Here is an 18,271-nt window from a genome sequence, read left to right as displayed (position 1 = left end):
GCGAACGGGGTCGGGCCGAAAACGCCCGTCAGGGGCAGTTCGAAGCTTACGACATGTTGCTGGGCCGCGTCGAACCTGAGTTGGGCGGGAGCGAAGATGTTGTCGATGTCGTGGGCCTGAATTTCTAGCCGCACAATCAATGGTAAATAAACGGGCCGACGATATCGATGGGACACCATGAGTACCGCGCTTTGTCGGAAATGTTGCTCGAGGTTGCTCATCGGTACGGTAAGCCGATGTTCATTGCCGAGACCGGCTCAGAGGGATCCGGCGGGCCGGCTTGGCTCCACTATGTATGCCGCGACGAGGTGCGTGCCGCTATGGGTGTCGGAGCATCGATTCGAGGGTATTTGCCTGTACCCGATAACGGCCTACCCGGGCTGGGACAATTCGAGTCATGCAGAGGTGGGGTTATTTTCGGCCATCCACCCGAATGGCACACGCCGCCTCCGTCAGCCCGTCGCGGACGAACTGGTGCATCAGCAAGATCTGTTCACGGCAAACCGGACGCGCTGATTGTGTTGCGACACACCGCAAGGGCGAGCACCGAAGACCAGGGCAAATTACGGTGTATTCCTCAGCCAAAATCGGCGCCACGCGATGCCAAGTGGCATGGGTGCGAGGATGACCGTGCAGCATCAGGCAGCGGTGGCCCCTTCCACCAACCCGCACTCTGAGCGTCGCTTCCGGAAGTTTGATCTGCTCCAGCGAGAAACCTTCAAACATGCAACTCCCTCCATTCGCAACATTTGCCAAACGTGTAAACGGAGAGGCAGTTCAATGTCGGGTTCCGCGGGATCTGAACTTGCCTTGTATTCCGCGAAGAGGTCGTGAGCCGAACGGCGGCTTTAACTGGTCCCTCGGCAATAACCGGACGGACAGCAAACGGCCCCCAAAAAGCCGCCAGGCGGCGACGCGCCTGATATCGCACTTCGAGATCAACTCTGCCGTTTCCTGTTAGCCGAAGTTGCAAACGGCCCCGCTCACAATCGTGGTTGCGCCTTTGGGCATCGTGGTTCAGACCGCTGGCGGATTAGAACTCATATTGGCTTTGCGATCGGCTCATCGCTGCCGACTATCGGGGACCTATATAAAGGGGCATGTCCACGCGCCGTAAAATCAATGCAACAGCGAAGCTGATTGGAGAGTGGCCTTTAACCCCGGCTGCAACGTTTGGATCGTCGGTCAGAGCGAGGGGTATTTTTCTCGAAATACGCGCCCGCCTTCCAACGGAGTTCAGGAAATTGCTCAATATCGAGTCCCGCGTGCTTACCCTGCGCCTGTCTGAGGGCGCCGAGAATGATGGGCAGGTGGTATTCGGGATCATATCCAAAGCACTGCAGAATATCGAAGACCTGCCCGTAATCCCCCGTGAAATCGAGGACATTCTGACGATCTCGACGGCCGAACGGCACCGCTGGCTGAAAGATGGTCGCTTGCAGAGCGCCGGGACGAAAACGGTGAAACTTCGCGGGCGGGCAAGGAACATCACCTTTCACGTGTTCGACCCTCAGCACGTGGAAGATGTGCTTGACTGCGACCTGGTTACGGTCTGGCGCGAACAGGACGCAGCGACAGCTGCAGAGAATAGGCGGCGAGCCGCTGGGAGGGCCGCTATGAAACGCGCTCAAAGAAGCGGTCGCGGAACTGCAGCTTCAGCTGGTTATGGGCCCGATGAGAACTCGCACTCCAGTTTGCGCGGCTGGGAAGATTTTGAGAATGACGGACTCCTGCGCTGATAGGGCGGGCGCACAAGCAGGTTAGGACGTTTGCCTGCGCCGTGCGAGATGCGCAAGGAGGGCCGTCAAACGCATCGCGTTCAGGACCCGCTTCGCAGGGACACCGCCCTTGCGCGCCATCTCGACACCCCAATGCATGTGATCGAGCTCGCGGATCGAATGAGCGTCCGGATTGATGCTGAAGATGCAGCCCTGATCGAGTGCCTTTTGATGCCAGCGCCAGTCGAGGTCGAGTCGCCACGGATGTGCGTTGATTTCGACGGCAACGCCGTATTTCGCACACGCTTTGAGGACCTTGTCGATGTCGAGATCATAACCGGGCCGGCGCAACAGCTGGCGACCGGTCATGTGCCCGATGATTGTCGTCCGAGGATTTCCGATCGCCTCAATGATACGCTCCGTCTGCTCTTTCTTCGGCAACTTGAAGCGGCTGTGCACGCTCGCGACGACGAAATCAAAGTGCTCCAAAATATGATTCGGGTAATCGAGCGAGCCATCAGCCAGGATGTCCGCCTCGATGCCCTTCAGTATGCGAAATTTTCCATTGTATGCCTTGTTCAGCCGGTCAGCTTCGCGGTGCTGTTCAGCAATCTCCTGCAACGAAAGGCCGCCTGCGTAGTGAGCGGACTGCGAATGATCGGCGACACCATAGTATTCGAAACCGCGCCTACGCGTGGCTTCAGCCATTGCCTCAAGCGTTTCGGTCCCATCGGATGCGGTCGTGTGAGAATGCAGGATGCCATGCAGATCTTCATCCCGAATGAGGGCGGGTAGCTTCTGCTTTGCCGCTCGCTCAATCTCGTCCCTGCCTTCGCGCAATTCAGGCTCGATAAACTGCAGGTCTAGAGCTTGGTAGATTTCTTCTTCTGTCGCTGACGCGATCAGCTTTCTCCCGCGATGAAGCCCGTCGGCGTTTAGGGTGAATCCCTTGTCGGCCGCGAACGTCTTCAGTTGCTCAAGGTGATCTGCCGAACCGGTTGCTTCGAGCAGGCTCGCGCCAAAGTGCTTCCTGTCCGTGACAACAAGCCTGAGGGTCGTATCCTCGATTCCAGTCGACTTTCTGCCCTGCGCTACCAGGGCGAAGTCGGAAACGAGCTCGCAACCGCGCCGGAAGTCACCTGCAATTTCGACGCGCGAAAACTCTGGATGCTCTTGCTTCACCGATATGACCGCATGTTCGAGAAGAGCGGCGGCCTTGTGCAGGTGAAGTTGCGTTTCGCCGCTTCGCACGATGACCAGGTTCTGCAGGAGCTTTGCCTGAAGCGCGGCGCCGAGGCCTTTGATTGGGCGGATGCGGTCTTCTCTCGCTGCGGCCTCGAGCTCCGCCAGCGAGTTCACGCCGAGCGCCTGATGAAGCTTCAGTATCTTATCGGGACGAAGCCCGGGTATGGCAAACAGCTCCATCACGCCCGCTGGAACATCCTCGCGCAGCTTCTCAAGGCTTGGGTGCGTGCCGGTTTGGTAAAGCTTGGTCACGATGTCTGCGATCGCGTCACCGATCCCCGGGATCCTGGTGAGGGCGCCGGCAGCGATGATCCGATCAAGCGGCTGCGACAGCGCCGTCAGACTGTCTGCCGCGCGCAAGTATGCCTTTGTGCGATAGGGATTGTCGCCGCGCATAGACGCCCGTTGCGCGTATTCCCTTAAAAGACTGGCGACGGTCCTAGGATCGATTTTTGCCATGGCTTCAGCCAAACGAGACCGATCTCCGCAGGTTCCAATGAGGCAAGGCCGTGAGCGCCGCGTTGCCCTTTGAATCCCGGCTTTACTGCCTCTTCCGGCGTCGGACGCTACAGATTGGGCAAGGATTGGTCAGCGCGACCCCATCCCGCCAGAGCTTTGGAGGCTGCGCGTTTCTTTAATTCAGGAGCATCGCCCACGTGGAAATGAGAGGGCGCGTCTATTGTCTTCATCTCCGCCCACGTGATCGGTGCCGCGACAGGAGCGCCCGGACGTGATCTCGCGCTGTAGGGCATGATCGCGGTCGCCCCGCGCTGATTGCGTAGATAGTCCACAAAGATGCGACCCTTGCGGCGCGCCTTTGACAACACGGCCGTGAAATGGGCCGGATCGCTCCGGGCGACCGCCTGCGCCAGGCGAGACGCGAAGTCCTTCACCTCTGGCCACTCGGCGCCAGGGGTGAGCGGCGCGATGACGTGCACTCCTTTGCCTCCCGTCAGCATCGGGAAAGTCGTAAGCCCCAGCGCTTTAAGGATAGCGCGGAACTGAAAGGCAGCTGCGCGGACAGCCTCAAAATCGAGGCCTTCATCGGGGTCGAGGTCGAACACGAGGCGGTCGGCCTTTTCGACATCCTCGATCCGAGCCCCCCATCCATGCAGCTCGATCGTTCCCATCTGGACGCAAGTCATCAGTCCGTCGGCATCGTCGACATAGAGATATGGTTCCTCGTGCCCGTCCTTCTCCGTGATGCCGACGTGGTGGACTTTGTCGCCAAAGCTGCCGGCGTCGTGTTTTTGGAAGAAGCACTTCTTCGCGCGGCCCTGTGGGCATCGAACCAGACTGATCGGCCGGCTGCCAACCCAAGGAAGCATGATCGCCGCGACCGCTGCGTAATGGTCGGCAAGCTGTCCCTTGGTGATGTTGGACTCCGGATAGATGACGCGGTCACGGTTACTTATCGCGATGGCGGTTGTCGCAGACGCGGCGAGATCGGCTGCATGACGTTCCGTCTCGAGCACGACCGCCTCCGGCTTCTTGTCTTCGCGGAGACCAAGATAGCTCGGATGTCGTAACGTCCCTTCATTTGTCATTTCGGTGAAGGCAATCTCAGCGACCAGTTTCGGACGGAGCCAGTGTGCGCCGCGCACTTCGGCGCGTGGTGCGTCGACGGTGGCGGCCTTCTGCTCAAGCGGCGCCATGATCTTCAAGAGACGAAGAAGTTCAGCGGTATCGAAGCCGGTGCCGACTTTCCCGGCGTAACGCAGCTTGCCGCGGTCATGAACGCCAAGGATCAAGGACCGAAACGCGCGGACCTTGTCGGACGGCGTCCAGCCGACAATCACAAATTCCTGCCGCCTGATGCATTTGATCTTCAGCCAGCTTGCGCCGCGGGCCGCCACATAACTCGAATCCGCGAGCTTTGAGATGACGCCCTCAAGGCCGGCAGCGCAGAAGCGATCGAGCAGCTCTTCTCCGCGGCCGAGGATATGGTCGGAGTAACGAAGGACCGGATTTTTCGCAGGCAAGATCGCCTCCAGCTTCGCCTTGCGCTCAACAAGAGGAAGCCTTGTCAGATCTTCGCCGTCGAGCTGCAGCAGATCGAATGCATAAAAGTCGATAGTCGCCGGGGCACCCTTCAATGCATTCTGAAGCGCCTGGAAGTTAGATCTTCCTTCCGCATCGACAACCACGGCCTCCCGTCAATCAGGGCGGAGCGCACCTTGAGCTTGCGAGCCTCAGAGAGGATCGAGGGAAAACGGCTAGACCAGTCCAGGCCAGATCGTGTGTAGGCTCGCGCCTCGCCACCGCCGACGGCAACGAGAATACGATAGCCGTCGTATTTCATCTCATGGATCCAACGATCGCCAGCAGGGACCGTGTCCACGAGCGTTGCGAGTTGGACCGGCCGGAAAGCGGGCGGCGCTAAAGTGACCTCGTCACGAGCGGGCGACTTCGCTTGACAAGCGTTCGACCCATTGATTGCCTTCCGCGACGTTGGCTTGACCACTCTGACCTAAACCATGCTCAGAGGCGAAATAAGCGTTATTCGCGTCCAACGCGCGACTACTTCTTTAGTTTCGCTGCCGGCCGTGTTGAGCTTTTCGCGATCATTACCGACCCGCTTGAATAGCGCCTCGGCCTGAGGCCGTGCTTCCTGCCTCCGGCCCTTCCATTCCCGATTTTCTCGCACAGCTCACAGGCAATAATCAAGAGCAGGAACGTGCCCTCAAATGCCGCCACAGCGTATCCGGTTTCTGCCATCGGCTTTCGAAGCCTGACATTCCGGTTCCGGTCCCCCTACCTCAACGTGCCCCATTGACGCCAAGTACCTCGCCCAGAGCAAGCTCCGATGCCAGTTTCAAGAAGTGCAAAATGGCCCATAAATGCGCCGACCAGAGTGAATGCTCTCGTATCCGGGTCTATTTCGAGCAGCGCGGACTTGGTCAGCATTCAGACAGCCTAGCGGGTCCTTCCCAACTAGCCATGGGCACCGGCCTGCTACTCACGGAGCACCCCCTCCTCCTTGGCAGCAGCCTCGAAAGCCTGACGGACCTCTTCCGGGGTCGCCCGATCCTCGACGGCGTCGAGCATAGTTGCACAGCCTTCCTCCACTTAGGTCCCATCTTGGTCCACTTCAGGAGTTCCCCGGCGGCACCCTCGACATTGTTACACCCGTAGGTCTTGACGTACACCGGAGGGGAGAACCAATGGGTTGCCACAACACCCTCCTACTCAGGGGAGAGATACATCTTGGCCTCCTTTGCGGCAGCCTCAAAGGCCTTTCGTATTATGTGGGGGTCAATCGAATCGCCCTCCAAGGCTGACAGGCAGAGGGTCACCGCCTTATGCCAGCGAGGCCCTCGCCGGGTCCACATCTTGAGCTGCTCAAGGGCTTCCTTCGCGTTGTTGCAGCCATGCCTGACACCGGTTTCACTCTTCACGAACACCGGAGGGACGAACCAGATGGGCGCCATGATACCTCCTACTCAGGGAAGAGATACACGTTGGCCTCCTTGGCAGCCGCCTCAAAGGCTTCACGGACCTCATGGGGGGACACCGTGCCCTCGAACGCGTCGACGCAGGATTGGACCGCCTTGGTCCACCTCGGGCCCTTTGTGTCCCACCCCATGAGTTCCTCGGCGGCTCCCTCGACGTGGCTGACCCCATTGCGAATGCCCGGACGTTTCGTCTTCACGTAGACCGGGGGAGCGAACCAGAGGGGACCCATAAGGGGGAACTTAGAGCGGCAAGAGCCCGCTGACCAACCCCGCTTTAGCCGCAGCTAAGGGAACGATGTAGGCCCCCGCGGGTTTAGAGGTTGCAGCGGGATTCTTCGTGGATGTGCAGCCTGTGTGGGGGGTCCGTCGCCTCTCCCTCACCGGCGGCGGGCTCCTTTCGCGAAGGCGGTGTTGGTAAGAGACACCTAGCACCTTATACCGCATCCAATTTAGTTAGTTTGTCATTGGGGGGAGTAATGTCCCCTCCTCTTTTGCAGCAGCCAGGAATGCCTTGCGGGCCTCCTCAGGTTCCATCTCGTCGAAAATCACGGCCATGCAAACGCTCACCGCGAGCTCCCACCAAGGGCCACGCTTGGTCCACTTCATCAGCTCCTCGCCGGCTGCCTCGGCGTTGTTGACATTGTGGATGATCCCGGGACGCTCGGTCTTGACCGGGACCGGAGGGTTGAACCAGTGGAGAGCCATGCGGTCACTCTTTGTCGACCTTATCAAGTTCCTCCAGCAAATACCTTTGCTCAGCCCAGTTCCCGTTCTACAGGCAGATTGAGCAGGTTGCGAAGGTAATTGCGGATTACCTCTGACTATTGAAATGGCGCAGGACGGCGCGCTTCCGTTGCGATGCCACAGCGGCTGAAGTTGGCTGACAGCTACTCGCGACCGATAGCCACGCAGAGGCCCATGGCAGTTGCTGCCTCGACGATCGCCTCGGTTAGTTCTTCGTTGGAGGCCACCAAATAAGGCGCAGTCTCCCGAGCTTCGCGTAGTGCCGCTTTGATCGAGACCGTGTCGCCACGGTCCGCCCTGTTGAGGAGGCGGTTATTCGCGAAGATCGAACCCGACAAACAGGCCAAAGGCTGGGGCAACATTGACAATAAGCTCCACCAGCTCGCAGTCAGTTTCCGGCAGATGTGGCTCGTCTCGGCGCACCGCTGCAATAGTCTCTTTGACGGAGATGATTTGGCCGCGACGGACTTGTAGGATCAGCTCGTGAACAAGGTGTTCGGCAGTCACTTTGTCGGGTCGGCAGTTCGTCCAAACGTTCATACTAGGCCTCCCACCTCAGCGAGAACCCACGCGGAACATTCATGATCCTCTGTCGGGAAAAATCAAGAAGAATGTTTGATAACTTCTGAGTGGGAATCAGAGGGACAAGCCACGAAGCGAGCCTCTATACTCTTTGGACCTGACGCTCAGCCAGCCCGCTAGGGACCTTCTTCCGTCGGGCCCTATTTGGCCCGATCAATAGCCGCAAGTAATGACTGTAGGGTTGGCGGCAGTTCTGGTTCGACCCCCAGATTTAAGAACGTTTGTACGTTATGACGATAGCCTTCGGAACGGATCAGTTTCCGAAACGCTTCGGCGACAGACTGATGGTCTGCTTTGTTGCTCGTTGTCATGTTCGGGAAGTCCCTCCCAATGAGCCGCAACTCGCCCGCAACGAATGGGTTCCATCAGGAGGTCGGAATATTTGGCTGAAATTTCTGAGCGGGAGATCGGATAACTGGCTCGCGCGAAGACCCCCCGTGCCCCCTTCGTTTGCCGCAGCATTAATCCTCGCTCTTTGAACTGAAGATTCGTGTCGATCTAGCGTCGGTGTTGCACATCGTGAACCTTGGAATGCTTCTGTCCAATGTTTGCTCACGCTGTGATGCCAACGGGCAGGCTCTTGCGGCAGGGTGCCGCAAGGTCGCGACGAATGAAACGCCGGCCCAGTTCAACCCGCGCGACGTCCTTCAAAGCTGGAGGGATCGATCTTCGCCAAGCGGTCTGCGGCCTCGACCGCAGTTCGTAGCCTGCTGCACAGCGCGAGATTTTCGGCCAGCATTTCTTCAGTGCGTTGAAGCGCGAGCTCGGTCCGGTGGATGCGCTGCCTGGCATTGGCAACTTCCGATCGGCCGCCATCCCGTGGCCGTGGGGTTCCATAGTGTCCATGGGTTTCTAATACATGGGGGCCGATATCGTTCCCTGATGTCGGGCGAAACGGCGGGCCGCAGAAAAGCGCGATGGGCCGAATGACCAATGCGCTCCCTGTCAAAACAGCGCCAGAAACAGGCGAACGGCTTCGGCCGCTCTACATCCCACGGGCAGAGGCGATCACGGTCCAGAGGGCCATTGATCTGTTCAGGCACGACTACAACGTAAGCGAAGACACACTCAGGCGGCTGGTGATCAAGCACCGTCTTCACAACCAGACAATGCCCGGTGCTCCGTGGAGAATAAGCGCTCCCGGTTTGGCTATGGCGCTCGCCGGCGATGATGACGCGCTTGCGCGGTTGAGGCAGGACGATCGCGAGCACCCGGACGTAACTCGGTATTTCAAGCGGCTCGGCATCCCGCGACCCTGACCTGTTATCAAAAGTTATGGTCGCGGCGACTGTCTAAAATAGACAATGTCGCGGCCCGACAGGGCTCCAAGAGCGAACCGTTGCTGCCTTGCGCATCGCCCTCTAGGCCGCCGGCGTCGAGTTCATCCCGGAGAACGGCAGCCGCGCCGGCGTGAGGCTCCGCAAACCTTAGGCGTAGACTCGTTACTGCGCAGCCACACACCTACTTTTCGCCATCGGACGAAGCGGTTGCAACAGGTGGTGCGCGGGCCATAGCGCTGAGGCAGGTCGCGCCATGGAGCACCGGAGCGCAGCACCCAGAAGATGCCGTTCAGCACGCGCCGATCATCAACACGTGGCACACCTCTTGGCTTGTTGGGTAGACGCTTTATTCCATTGCTGACCATTGTCCAAAAGTAAGCGCCTCGCCGATCACCTATGGGTTTGGGCTTGATGTTTTCCGGAATCGCCAGGGCATGAGTTCCTCGATCTGGCTCTGTGGATGGCCGTTGATGATGGCCTCGAGGGTTTCGGCGAGGTAGGCAACGGGATTGACGTCGTTGAGCCTGCAGGTGGCCACGACGGATGAGAGCAGCGCCCAGTTTTCGGCCCCGATCTCATGGCCAGCAAAGAGAGCATTTTTTCTGGTCAAGCATACGGGCCGGATGGCGTTTTCGACCGGGTTGGTGTCGAGCTCGAGCCGGCCGTCGCCGAGGAAGCGGGTGAGCCCTTCCCAATGGGCAAGACCATAGCGGATGTCTTCGGCCAGCTTTGAGCCCGAGGAGATCATCGACAATTGCTTTTCAAACCACGGCTTCAAGGCGGCGATGATCGGGGTGGAGTACTGCTGTCGGGCGGCGAGCCGAGCTTGTGGCGTCATGCCGCGCACCGTCGCCTCGACGGCGTAGAGCGTAGCGATCTGGCGCACGGCAGCTTCGGCGATCGGGGACTTGGTGTTGCGCGCCAGCTTCACAAAACGTCGGCGCAGGTGGCTCCAGCAATGGACGAGCAGCCACGGTCCTTGTGGCCGCTCCAGGCGTGTCAGCCGGTCATAGCCCTCATAGGCGTCAACCTGCAGGAACTGTCCGCCGAAGCCTTGAAGGAAGCGTTCGGCATGCTCGCCGCCGCGCCCCGGCGCATAGTGGAACAGCACGATGGGCGGGCCTTGGCCACCATGGCCGCGATCATCGGAGGCGATTGCCCAGAAGAAGCCCTTCTTGACCTTGCCGCGTCCGGGATCGAGCACCGGCGCCGTGGTCTCGTCCATAAACAGGCGCTCTGCCGCAGCCAGATGCCCGCGCATCTGATCGGCTATGGGCTTGAGATGGAAGCAGGCCCGGCCTGCCCAGTTGCCCAGTGTCGCCCGATCCAGCTGGATGCCCTGGCGGGCGTAGATCTCGGCCTGCCGGTAGAACGGCAAATGATCACCGAACTTGGCGACGATGACCTGGGCGATCAGCGCCTCGGTCGGCAGGCCACCAGGCACGATATGCTCGGGCGCATGCGCCTGCACGACGGCGCCCGAGCAGCGCCGGCAAGCGTATTTCGGGCGGCGCGTGACCAGCACGCGCAGTTGCGCCGGGATTGCGTCGAGCCGCTCGCTGACATCCTCGCCGATCCTGGCCATCTCGCCGCAGCCGCACGGACACAGCGTGCTCCTGGGCTCGATGATCCGCTCCACCCGCGGCAGATGGGGAGGCAAGTGGCCACGATTGCGCTGGCGCGAACCGGACGAGCCGTCCGAACGCCCCCGGATGACCCGCTGCGCCTTTTCCTGCGCGGCATCGAGCACGCCCTGCGCGATCTCCACGTCTTCGAGCGGCAGGTGGTATTGATCGGGATGCAGCTTCTCGGACTTGGCGCCGAACTTCTCGTGGTTGAGCTGGCTGACGACGCTCTCCAGGCGGCGGCGCGCCTCCTCGGACTCTGCCAAAGCTGCCTGCGCCTCGGCGAGGAGCGCCTTCAAACGCTCGTTCTCTTCCTGGAGAACCGTCAGATTCATGCACTAAATCAAGCACATGAGTGCCGATAACGCCATTGGAGACAAGGCACCTGAGTCACTGTGCCACACTCATCCGGCCAGCTGCGGACGCCGTGCCCGCTCGGGGCGAACCAGTCTCCAATCCAGCCCTTCGAACAAGGCCGCGAACATCGCCGGCGACATGCGCATCACGCCGTCGCGAACCTGCGGCCAGACGAACTTCGAGCCCTCGAGCCGCTTGTGCACCAGCACAAGGCCGGTGCGATCCCACACCAAAATCTTGATCCTGTCAGCCCTTTTGGCCCGGAACACGAAGGCTGCCCCACAGAACGGGTCGAGGCCTAGCATCTCCTGCACAGCCAATGCCAATCCGTCCATGCCGCGCCGGAAGTCAACCGGCCGGGTCGCCACGTAGATCTTCAGATCGTTGCCCGGTGCAATCATCGCGAGGCCCGAACCGCTCGGATCACCTGCGACAGCTGCTCGAGGTCAACCGCCGTTCGGATCAACATGTCGTCGATCACGATTTCCACCTTCGCCGGCGTCGATTTCGATGGCCTCATCCTCCGCTGAGGCGCCGATGAGTCGTCCACCATCAACTGCGCGAACATCGGCGCCATGCTTTCCGCCAGTGCCAGTTGTCCCTGACGAAGGCGACGCCGCCAATCGTAGACCTGCCAGCGGGTCGCGCCATGCTTGCGCGCGACCGCCGCCACCTGCACCCCCGGCATCAGGCTCTCGGCCGCAATCCGGGCTCTCTCGGCCTCCGAGCGAACCCGCCGTCCCGTTGGACCGTCCAGAACCTCGAGCCGGCCTGCGTGGCCAGCTGTTGGGACGTCCAAATGGACGTCCATTTTGCCGTCTGCTCCCACGTAGGCCCTCCGTCTCTCGCGATCGGGGGGATTCTTCGCACATTCACCTCATGCCCCGCACGAGGGGAGCGGCGTGGCGCTTACGTCCAAAAGCGCTGTTAACCAAATTTTCTCACCCGCCAATGCTTATTCGCGCGACTGAAGGGGTGAGGTGATCGATGTGTGATTCAAACATAAGCGCGTTTCCGCTGCATCGGCGGCGGAAGTTGGTCGAAGGGATCGCCCGGGTCCTGGAATCCAAGAACGGGAAGGACGCGAACGCCTTCTGGCGCAACACCGCCAAGGCAATTCTCGTTCAACTGTCCGAATCAGGAATTGCACCCGGGGTCGCCGAACAGGAAGTTGGAACGCTTCTTCATGCTGTCTTGGCCGATATCGCCACCCGCAGTGCTGCGAAACTTGCACAATAGCATCGGCTCACGATGAAGGATTGCCGCATAGAGACGCCCCGGGGCTCCACAAGCGTAGCACCACTGCATCCGTCAAACGCAGGTTTCTCACTGCGGATGAAAAGATAGGCGCGTTCGTCGAAATCATGCGCGCGAATGTGCTCTCGGGCGAGATACGGCTCCGCCTCGCCTGTCCGGCGGTCATCGACCAAATCGAGGTAGGCGATGCGGAAACCCGCATTCACGAAAGGCCGACGGACCTTTTCCACGAGCTGAACCCGCAAAACCAATGAGCCGCCGTTGAGTTCCACACTGCCATTTATGCGACTTTCGAAGCACAAAAGGCGAACATTGAAAGGGCGTTTTGTGTTTTTGACATCTATAGGCCTGCCCATTCCGTCAGTTCCGGTGATCAATAGCAATGGCTGGAACGGGGCTGGAAGCGGACTGTTCGGCTCTCACTGAGATACTAGGAAAGCCGACGTTCAGCCGACGACCCCACTGCGGACGTTGGCGATCTGCTTGGTCGACGGCTGCTTTGGGCCAAGTCAGCCGGTCAGGCCAAGCCCGCCACGCCCAACGCCGCCGTTTTACCTACGGGCGGCTGGTCGGATTCGAAACTGAAGCTTTCAGCGCGCTCCGGCCCTCCGGCCCACTTGTGAAGCACGCGTATCCTTTGTAGATTATGCGCCTCAGCAAGGTCGTCCAGCAGTGAGAGCAGAATGTAACGATCTGCTGACTCCAACTGCTCTGAATTCACGATTCACCTCGCAATTTCTTTGTGCGGCGGGGAGCGGCCTGCTTCTAGTCCACGCGGAACCTTTCGAGGTCTGATCAAGCGATGCGCAGACATCGCAGGAGGGGAGAACTGTGCTTGAAAGCGATGAAGGGGGAAGGGTGTCGACCTATTTTACAGAACATGAGTACGGGGTGCGTCCTGCAACAATCGATGTGATTGATGAGCGCCTATGGGCAGGCCTCTACAGCTTGATCCTGACGAGGATCGGCGATGGCTCGTTCGGCCAGCGCTTTCCAGAACAGTGTTCTGACGGGAACGGTCCCTGCGGATGTGATGAGCAGGCCTTCAGTCGCGTACTCGGTGCAGAGGTGCCGTGGATCGTGTGGCCGCTCACCGCGAGCGAATTGCCCGAAACGCCGGTGATTCTCGATCTGCTTGAGTTCTGCGCCGGCGCTGTCGGCGAACCGATTAAGGGCAGTTATCACTCCTACTTCGGGCACTATCACTTGAGCTGGAATCGGGATGCCGGCCTTGAGCGATTTGTGACGGACATTAACCTCCTGTTTCGCCGCAACGGGGTTGCCTATGAACTGACGTCTACCGGGCAGGCCCGCCGTCTTCTTCCCCAGCCTGTCGCCAATGCGCTCGGCTGGGCGATCTTTCGCACTGGCGATGTGGAGACGGACCGGCTGCTCGAAGCCGCGCGGCAACGGTTTCTCTCGCCAGAGCTCGAAGATCGGCAGGATGCGCTGGAGAAACTGTGGGACGCGTTTGAACGGCTGAAGACGTTGGAGCCCGGCGGCAATAAGCGCGCGCAGGCCGATGCTCTGCTGGACCGCGTCGCCGCGCCGAGCACTGGATTTCGTGATGCCCTCGGCCGGGAGGCGGCCGATCTGACCACTGTCGGGAACAGCTTCCGCATTCGTCATTCCGAGACGACGCAGGAAGCGCTGACCTCTCCGGATCAGGTCGACTACCTGTTTACGCGGATGTTTGCATTCTTGCGCGTGATCCTGAAAGGGACCGGGCGTGGCGGATGACCTTTACGGCCTTGTCGCCGGCATCCTTCACGGAATGACCCACACGCAAATGAGCGACGAGCCGCAACGGATCGCTGGGCTGGTCGTGCCTGCGCCAGAAGGTTTCTCCAAGCGGCAGCGTATCGAACTTGCGCTCGAGAACCACACACAGGAGGACCTGGGTCGAGTGGTCCTCAAATTCGCTGCGGCTCGTGGCGACATCCCCCTCGACGAAGCGGCGCGCAAGGTGCTCGAGGCGGATGACCCGTCGTTGACGCAGATCACACGGCGGGACATTGCGCGGGTCCTTGGCAACGACTTCGCCGGCGAGCGCAGCACCGTGGACGTGGTCGAGGGCCTCTTCCCGCTTTCCTCGGCATTTGAAGGTTTCTTCGGAAACAGCGGAAAAAGCCTTCGCGACCAGATTGCCCGGCACATGGATCACAATCCCGGCGACTGGTCGGTGGAACATCTGTTTGGAGAAATCGGGGCATTCGATTGTTCCAGGGCCAGGTTCGGCGCCTTGCTCGAACAGGCTGTTCATCCCCTTTCCCGATCTGGCGAGGAGCAAACGAAGACAGTCGCCGCCCTGAACAAGGTCCTTTCGCGGGATGGATATGAGCTGGCCCAGGATAACGAAATCTCCGGTCATCCGCTCTTCAGTTTCCGTTCTATGGTGCGCGGGGTCGGTGGCAAGCCGAAGAACCTGATCTTCGCCTCGCGGGGACCAAAGCCGGAGATCGGCTTTGCCGACGCGATCAACAACGACATCGTCATTCTGTCCGGCGAAGAGAGCTGCCTGATCTATGACCGGCCCATCGGCGCGAGCGGCCTTCTGTGGTCCGAGCTCGTCGCCTGGTGGAGCGAGATTACGCCGGGGGCCGAGGCCGCAATGCTCGGAGCGCGCCTCCAGGAATCCCTAGCTTCGGACGCGGAACGCAAGCTTTTCGCGACCTACTTCAAGGCCTATCGGTCCGCGCTTGGCGAGGCGCTGCCCGCTCTCCTGCCGCAAGTCTATCTTCACTACGACCCCGCCATCGTGAAGACCCTGCGAAATCGCCTGCCGCTGCCGCGTCAGCGCATGGACTTCCTGATATTGCTTCCCAACCGTCAGCGCATCGTGATCGAGGTCGACGGCAAGCACCACTTCTCGGAAAACGACCTTCCGTCATTGAGGGTCTACGCCGACATGGTATCGGCCGACCGTGAACTGCGCCTTGCCGGATATGAGGTCTACAGGTTCGCGGCGAACGAACTGGTCGGTAGCGGCGCCGAGGCGAGGGTTACGGATTTCTTCGACAAGCTATTTCGGCTGCACCGCATTCGGCAATGACGGTGCTCGCTCATGCATGACAACTCATGACGATCTGTAGGGGGTAGCATTTGACGACGACGATATTCTGGTCTTGGCAAAGCGATCGCGATCCGAGGCTGCACCATTATTTTGTGCGCGACGCGCTTAAGGATGCCTGCAAGCTCATCGCTGTCGACCCTGACTATGAGGAGGCGGTACGGCCCGAGATCGATCACGACACCAAGAATGTCGCCGGAACCCCGGACATAACGAAGACGATCCTGGACAAGATTGCCAAGGCCAATGTGTTCGTCGCGGATATGACGCCAGTCGGGGTAACCGATCCAGCAGCACTTCAGCCGAACGCAGCCGTAGAGAAGCGTTCGGAGCCGAAGCATCTGCAAAACCCGAACGTCATGTCCGAGCTCGGCTATGCGGAACATGCGCTCTCGCAAGGCCGCATCATCCTGGTGGCGAACGGCGCGCACTATCCCGGTCCCGTGGCGCTCCCCTTCGACTGGCGTCACCGGAGCGGCGCGAAGGTCTATACCCTGAAGGACGGGGCGACGAAGGAGGAGATCAAGGCGGAGCAGAAGCGTTTCGCCGAGGTCTTGAAAAGCTGCATCGTGCCAATCCTGGCCGAGCAGGCGCCGGCTAGGACGCCGCCGCCGCCCATCTCCTGGCAGGCGCCGAGCAGCAGCGATCGCGCGATCTGGCCGCCGGCGGAGAACAAGCTCGAGTTCCGCAACAATGCGATGGGGGAGCCGCCGCGCAGCGTTGAGCTGCGGGATGGGACGCGGATCTTCGCGCGCATCGCGCCACGCGAATGGTCGATACCGGCAAAGGTCGAGCTCGAACAGCGGATTGCAGACGTGGCATTGAACATCCGTGGTCGAGATGGCGACTGGGGTCTCAATGGCGATGGCGCATTGTCGGTCTCGGGCCTTACTACCGGCGCGCGCAACGACATGATCGTAATCAACGCGACGCAATGGTTTCAGTCGAACGGTGAGCTTTGGGCCGTCAACACAAACTGTTTCACCGAGAACAGCGGCGGCCAGGTTTTCGCGTCGGCGCTGCCGTTCACACCGCTCGATATATTCCTCGGCAAAGGCGTCGCCGCCATTAGGGCGATGGGCGGCAAGGGCCCGATCGGAATCAGACTTGGCGCTGGCGATCTGACAGACACTGTCCTGCCAGGAGAATACCAATCTCAGCGTTACCCCGCTGTCAGTGCATGGGTGGATGTGGACGAAGACCGGGAGACCTGGACGTCGGAGGAACGTCGCGCGCTCCTGCTGCGATTCTGGAACGCGCTGATGGACGCTTACGGTCGCCCGCCCGCGCGTTCAATGGCGGAGTTCGAGCGGTCGGCGGCGGTGGCACCGCTTTCGAGATAGGCGATGCATGATGACCGCTTCTGAGGCCAAGCCTACGGCAGCAGCTCGATACCGGATTGATCGCTTTCCCGCCCCACGATGGCCGGCGCAGCCCATTATTCCGCATGCCGCCTGATCGGTCCTTCCGCTAGCCTCAAGGCACCTTCAACGACTTCAATGTCTTGGTCATCCGAACTCCGCGTCTACGGCCAAAGCCTAAAGCATTAGGGATGGGAGCCGACTGGCGAAGACCGCACTTGGTGGACTTGGTTTATGACAGCCCGACCGCTCATAGCAGGGGCGCCAGGCGCGCGTCGATAACAGCCTAACGGGTATCGATCAGACCTTCGCGCTCAAGGACACGTCGCACGTCCTCAAACGAAGCTGTGATATTGCCTACGGGAAACCGCAACTGGCCAAGGCCCTGGATGTTAGAAAACTCTTCGCATCCTTCCTCAAGCATCACAAGCGCCCGGGTGAAGCCGAGTCGACCTTGAAACAGGCCGACCTCGTGGATGACATTCATGCGTGCCTGTAGCTTGCCATCCTTCACTTCATCCTCGGCGGTGAGGATGATGAAGGCGATCGCCGCGGAATCGAGCATCTCGGACAACCGGGCGATATTTGTAACGCCTGCCACGGGGACGCGATTGAACTCGTCGGCCGGCAAATGCAGCCGGTCCTGGACGAAGTCTTTGAGCGCGCGCCAAAGGAGACTGCGGCCGTGGCCAATGAACACATTGGTGCCCACCAGCGCGGATTTTCGCTTCCGCCCTTCCACCCGGAGAAGATGGGAACCGGCTTGCCGTGCAAGACCGGAGATCTTACGCGCGACGATGCCCGGTGCCCCGAGCAACGCCATCTTAAGCGTGACGGCTTGGTGTGGCGCTAAGCGCATGCCCTGCGTCATCGCGCGCATGTCACGCGAGATGATTTGGCCCCGGGGCAGCATCGCCCGCGCGCCATCCTGTTCCGAAAGGACGCGCTCGTTTGCGATCTTTGATTTCACGTCCTCGAGGAAACTGTCTGGACGGTCGCGCAACGCCTCGGAGAGCAAAGAGGCGATCGTTTGCTTCGCTTCATCGACCGCTTGCGCCACCGCACGAGATTCGACCTCCATCTTTTTCAGATCGGGATTGCCACTACGGCGTTTAATCTCCGCCACCACGTCGTCATAGCGATACTCTTCCCAGGTCCCGACCGAGCCATCCAACGGCCACGCGTCTGCTATCCCAGACTCGATGCTGAAATGTGCGCCGGCCGGAGGCCGTGCCAAACCCGCATAGTACACGATGGAATGGTAGCCGAGGTTGGACCCACTCCAGGCCTGCCCGACCTGCTCGCACACCGCGCCGATGCGTCGCAATCCTTGGGTGAGTTCGTCGACCTCAAGTCCATCTGCCAGGACCTTCAGCCGATCCGCGATCTCGATCAGTTCCTGTCCTTCCATCGGCGGTCCCCATAGGGTCGGCGTGACCATGGCGTCAGCGTCCACGGCCCCAGTGTCCTTACTCAAAGGTAGGCCCTCGGTATCACCCTCTCAACATCGACGTTATGAAAACAGCCTTTCCGCTGTGGACTGCGGCGATCGGCTTGCCACCGGGTTCCCGGATGTG

18 protein-coding genes and 1 pseudogene are annotated in these 18,271 nt (G+C 60.2%); 6 read left to right on the top strand and 13 right to left on the bottom strand.

Translation table 11 applies throughout. The features are described 5' to 3' along the window. Positions 1 to 1,100 precede the first annotated feature (1,100 nt). Positions 1,101 to 1,739: a hypothetical protein gene (locus tag NKH33_RS18135; RefSeq protein ID WP_352920878.1), complete on the top strand. Its 639-nt coding sequence runs from the start codon at positions 1,101 to 1,103 to the stop codon at positions 1,737 to 1,739. Between the two features lie 21 nt (positions 1,740 to 1,760). Here the strand turns inward: NKH33_RS18135 and NKH33_RS18130 are convergent, their stop codons facing one another. From NKH33_RS18130 to NKH33_RS18095, 7 genes are all read right to left on the bottom strand, one after another. Next, the gene (locus NKH33_RS18130; RefSeq protein ID WP_352920877.1) at positions 1,761 to 3,422 is read right to left on the bottom strand and encodes a DNA polymerase/3'-5' exonuclease PolX; all 1,662 of its coding nucleotides are present in this window, start codon (positions 3,420 to 3,422) and stop codon (positions 1,761 to 1,763) included. Between the two features lie 107 nt (positions 3,423 to 3,529). Continuing rightward, positions 3,530 to 5,110: a DNA ligase D gene (gene ligD, locus NKH33_RS18125; protein WP_352920875.1), complete on the bottom strand. Its 1,581-nt coding sequence runs from the start codon at positions 5,108 to 5,110 to the stop codon at positions 3,530 to 3,532. Continuing rightward, a complete protein-coding gene (locus NKH33_RS18120) occupies positions 5,056 to 5,265 on the bottom strand; it encodes a hypothetical protein (protein ID WP_352920873.1) in 210 nt (69 codons plus the stop codon). The genes ligD and NKH33_RS18120 overlap by 55 nt, the downstream gene beginning before the upstream one ends. Before the next feature lie 883 nt (positions 5,266 to 6,148). Beyond that, complete coding sequence (locus NKH33_RS18110; RefSeq protein ID WP_352920869.1) at positions 6,149 to 6,394, bottom strand: DUF982 domain-containing protein; 246 nt, start codon at positions 6,392 to 6,394, stop codon at positions 6,149 to 6,151. 8 nt (positions 6,395 to 6,402) lie between these two features. Next, positions 6,403 to 6,648 carry a DUF982 domain-containing protein gene (locus NKH33_RS18105; protein WP_352920867.1) on the bottom strand — a complete coding sequence of 82 codons (246 nt, stop codon included), beginning with the start codon at positions 6,646 to 6,648 and terminating at the stop codon, positions 6,403 to 6,405. 223 nt (positions 6,649 to 6,871) lie between these two features. Further along, positions 6,872 to 7,123 carry a DUF982 domain-containing protein gene (locus NKH33_RS18100; RefSeq protein ID WP_352920865.1) on the bottom strand — a complete coding sequence of 84 codons (252 nt, stop codon included), beginning with the start codon at positions 7,121 to 7,123 and terminating at the stop codon, positions 6,872 to 6,874. Positions 7,124 to 7,474: 351 nt separating this feature from the next. After that, the gene (locus NKH33_RS18095; protein ID WP_352920863.1) at positions 7,475 to 7,702 is read right to left on the bottom strand and encodes a hypothetical protein; all 228 of its coding nucleotides are present in this window, start codon (positions 7,700 to 7,702) and stop codon (positions 7,475 to 7,477) included. A 968-nt stretch (positions 7,703 to 8,670) separates the two neighbouring features. Between NKH33_RS18095 and NKH33_RS18090 the strand changes: the two genes are divergently transcribed. Further along, positions 8,671 to 9,003, top strand: a complete 333-nt coding sequence (locus tag NKH33_RS18090) for a hypothetical protein (RefSeq protein WP_352780770.1) — start codon at positions 8,671 to 8,673, stop codon at positions 9,001 to 9,003. Positions 9,004 to 9,191: 188 nt separating this feature from the next. Here NKH33_RS18090 and NKH33_RS18085 read toward each other — a convergent pair. From NKH33_RS18085 to tnpA, 4 genes and pseudogenes are all read right to left on the bottom strand, one after another. Beyond that, positions 9,192 to 9,389 (bottom strand): annotated as a pseudogene (locus NKH33_RS18085) (transposase); the annotation flags it as partial. Positions 9,390 to 9,418: 29 nt separating this feature from the next. Beyond that, positions 9,419 to 10,984 (bottom strand): IS66 family transposase, encoded by a 1,566-nt coding sequence (gene tnpC / locus NKH33_RS18080; protein ID WP_352920861.1) that lies wholly within the window; start codon positions 10,982 to 10,984, stop codon positions 9,419 to 9,421. A 69-nt stretch (positions 10,985 to 11,053) separates the two neighbouring features. Next, complete coding sequence (gene tnpB, locus NKH33_RS18075) at positions 11,054 to 11,407, bottom strand: IS66 family insertion sequence element accessory protein TnpB (RefSeq protein ID WP_352480788.1); 354 nt, start codon at positions 11,405 to 11,407, stop codon at positions 11,054 to 11,056. Then, positions 11,404 to 11,817: an IS66-like element accessory protein TnpA gene (gene tnpA / locus NKH33_RS18070; RefSeq protein WP_352920859.1), complete on the bottom strand. Its 414-nt coding sequence runs from the start codon at positions 11,815 to 11,817 to the stop codon at positions 11,404 to 11,406. The genes tnpB and tnpA overlap by 4 nt, the downstream gene beginning before the upstream one ends. Before the next feature lie 176 nt (positions 11,818 to 11,993). Between tnpA and NKH33_RS18065 the strand changes: the two genes are divergently transcribed. Beyond that, on the top strand, positions 11,994 to 12,245 hold the full coding sequence (locus NKH33_RS18065) for a DUF6074 family protein (RefSeq protein ID WP_352541505.1): 252 nt from the start codon (positions 11,994 to 11,996) through the stop codon (positions 12,243 to 12,245). Here the strand turns inward: NKH33_RS18065 and NKH33_RS18060 are convergent. Further along, a complete protein-coding gene (locus NKH33_RS18060; RefSeq protein ID WP_352473732.1) occupies positions 12,191 to 12,535 on the bottom strand; it encodes a hypothetical protein in 345 nt (114 codons plus the stop codon). The two genes, NKH33_RS18065 and NKH33_RS18060, sit on opposite strands and share 55 nt — an antisense overlap. Positions 12,536 to 13,121: 586 nt before the next feature. Here NKH33_RS18060 and NKH33_RS18055 point away from each other — a divergent pair. Genes NKH33_RS18055 through NKH33_RS18045 form a run of 3 tightly spaced genes read left to right on the top strand, consistent with a single transcriptional unit; the run spans position 13,122 to position 16,676 of the window. Beyond that, positions 13,122 to 14,003 carry a hypothetical protein gene (locus NKH33_RS18055; protein ID WP_352549778.1) on the top strand — a complete coding sequence of 294 codons (882 nt, stop codon included), beginning with the start codon at positions 13,122 to 13,124 and terminating at the stop codon, positions 14,001 to 14,003. Between the two features lie 49 nt (positions 14,004 to 14,052). Beyond that, positions 14,053 to 15,315, top strand: a complete 1,263-nt coding sequence (locus NKH33_RS18050; protein WP_352549768.1) for an AbiJ-related protein — start codon at positions 14,053 to 14,055, stop codon at positions 15,313 to 15,315. Positions 15,316 to 15,365: 50 nt separating this feature from the next. Further along, complete coding sequence (locus NKH33_RS18045; RefSeq protein ID WP_352920857.1) at positions 15,366 to 16,676, top strand: hypothetical protein; 1,311 nt, start codon at positions 15,366 to 15,368, stop codon at positions 16,674 to 16,676. A gap of 304 nt (positions 16,677 to 16,980) precedes the next feature. Here the strand turns inward: NKH33_RS18045 and NKH33_RS18040 are convergent, their stop codons facing one another. Beyond that, the gene (locus tag NKH33_RS18040) at positions 16,981 to 18,150 is read right to left on the bottom strand and encodes a TIR domain-containing protein (protein WP_352920855.1); all 1,170 of its coding nucleotides are present in this window, start codon (positions 18,148 to 18,150) and stop codon (positions 16,981 to 16,983) included. Positions 18,151 to 18,271: the final 121 nt, after the last annotated feature.

Origin of the sequence: Mesorhizobium sp. M1182 (genome assembly GCF_040318335.1) — a bacterium.
Lineage (GTDB): Bacteria > Pseudomonadota > Alphaproteobacteria > Rhizobiales > Rhizobiaceae > Mesorhizobium.
The sequence above is the reverse complement of the archived record's forward strand: the minus strand, read 5'-3'. Positions and strand labels throughout refer to the sequence as shown.

Coding starts and splice junctions, on each gene's coding strand:
- NKH33_RS18090 (WP_352780770.1), top strand. CDS start 8,671: ATGACCAATGCGCTCCCTGTCAAAACAGCGCCAGAAACAGGCGAACGG.
- NKH33_RS18095 (WP_352920863.1), bottom strand. CDS start 7,702: ATGAACGTTTGGACGAACTGCCGACCCGACAAAGTGACTGCCGAACAC.
- NKH33_RS18135 (WP_352920878.1), top strand. CDS start 1,101: ATGTCCACGCGCCGTAAAATCAATGCAACAGCGAAGCTGATTGGAGAG.
- tnpB (WP_352480788.1), bottom strand. CDS start 11,407: ATGATTGCACCGGGCAACGATCTGAAGATCTACGTGGCGACCCGGCCG.
- NKH33_RS18110 (WP_352920869.1), bottom strand. CDS start 6,394: ATGGCGCCCATCTGGTTCGTCCCTCCGGTGTTCGTGAAGAGTGAAACC.
- NKH33_RS18120 (WP_352920873.1), bottom strand. CDS start 5,265: ATGAAATACGACGGCTATCGTATTCTCGTTGCCGTCGGCGGTGGCGAG.
- tnpA (WP_352920859.1), bottom strand. CDS start 11,817: ATGGACGTCCATTTGGACGTCCCAACAGCTGGCCACGCAGGCCGGCTC.
- NKH33_RS18105 (WP_352920867.1), bottom strand. CDS start 6,648: ATGGGTCCCCTCTGGTTCGCTCCCCCGGTCTACGTGAAGACGAAACGT.
- NKH33_RS18100 (WP_352920865.1), bottom strand. CDS start 7,123: ATGGCTCTCCACTGGTTCAACCCTCCGGTCCCGGTCAAGACCGAGCGT.
- NKH33_RS18130 (WP_352920877.1), bottom strand. CDS start 3,422: ATGGCAAAAATCGATCCTAGGACCGTCGCCAGTCTTTTAAGGGAATAC.
- NKH33_RS18065 (WP_352541505.1), top strand. CDS start 11,994: ATGTGTGATTCAAACATAAGCGCGTTTCCGCTGCATCGGCGGCGGAAG.
- tnpC (WP_352920861.1), bottom strand. CDS start 10,984: ATGAATCTGACGGTTCTCCAGGAAGAGAACGAGCGTTTGAAGGCGCTC.
- NKH33_RS18050 (WP_352549768.1), top strand. CDS start 14,053: ATGAGCGACGAGCCGCAACGGATCGCTGGGCTGGTCGTGCCTGCGCCA.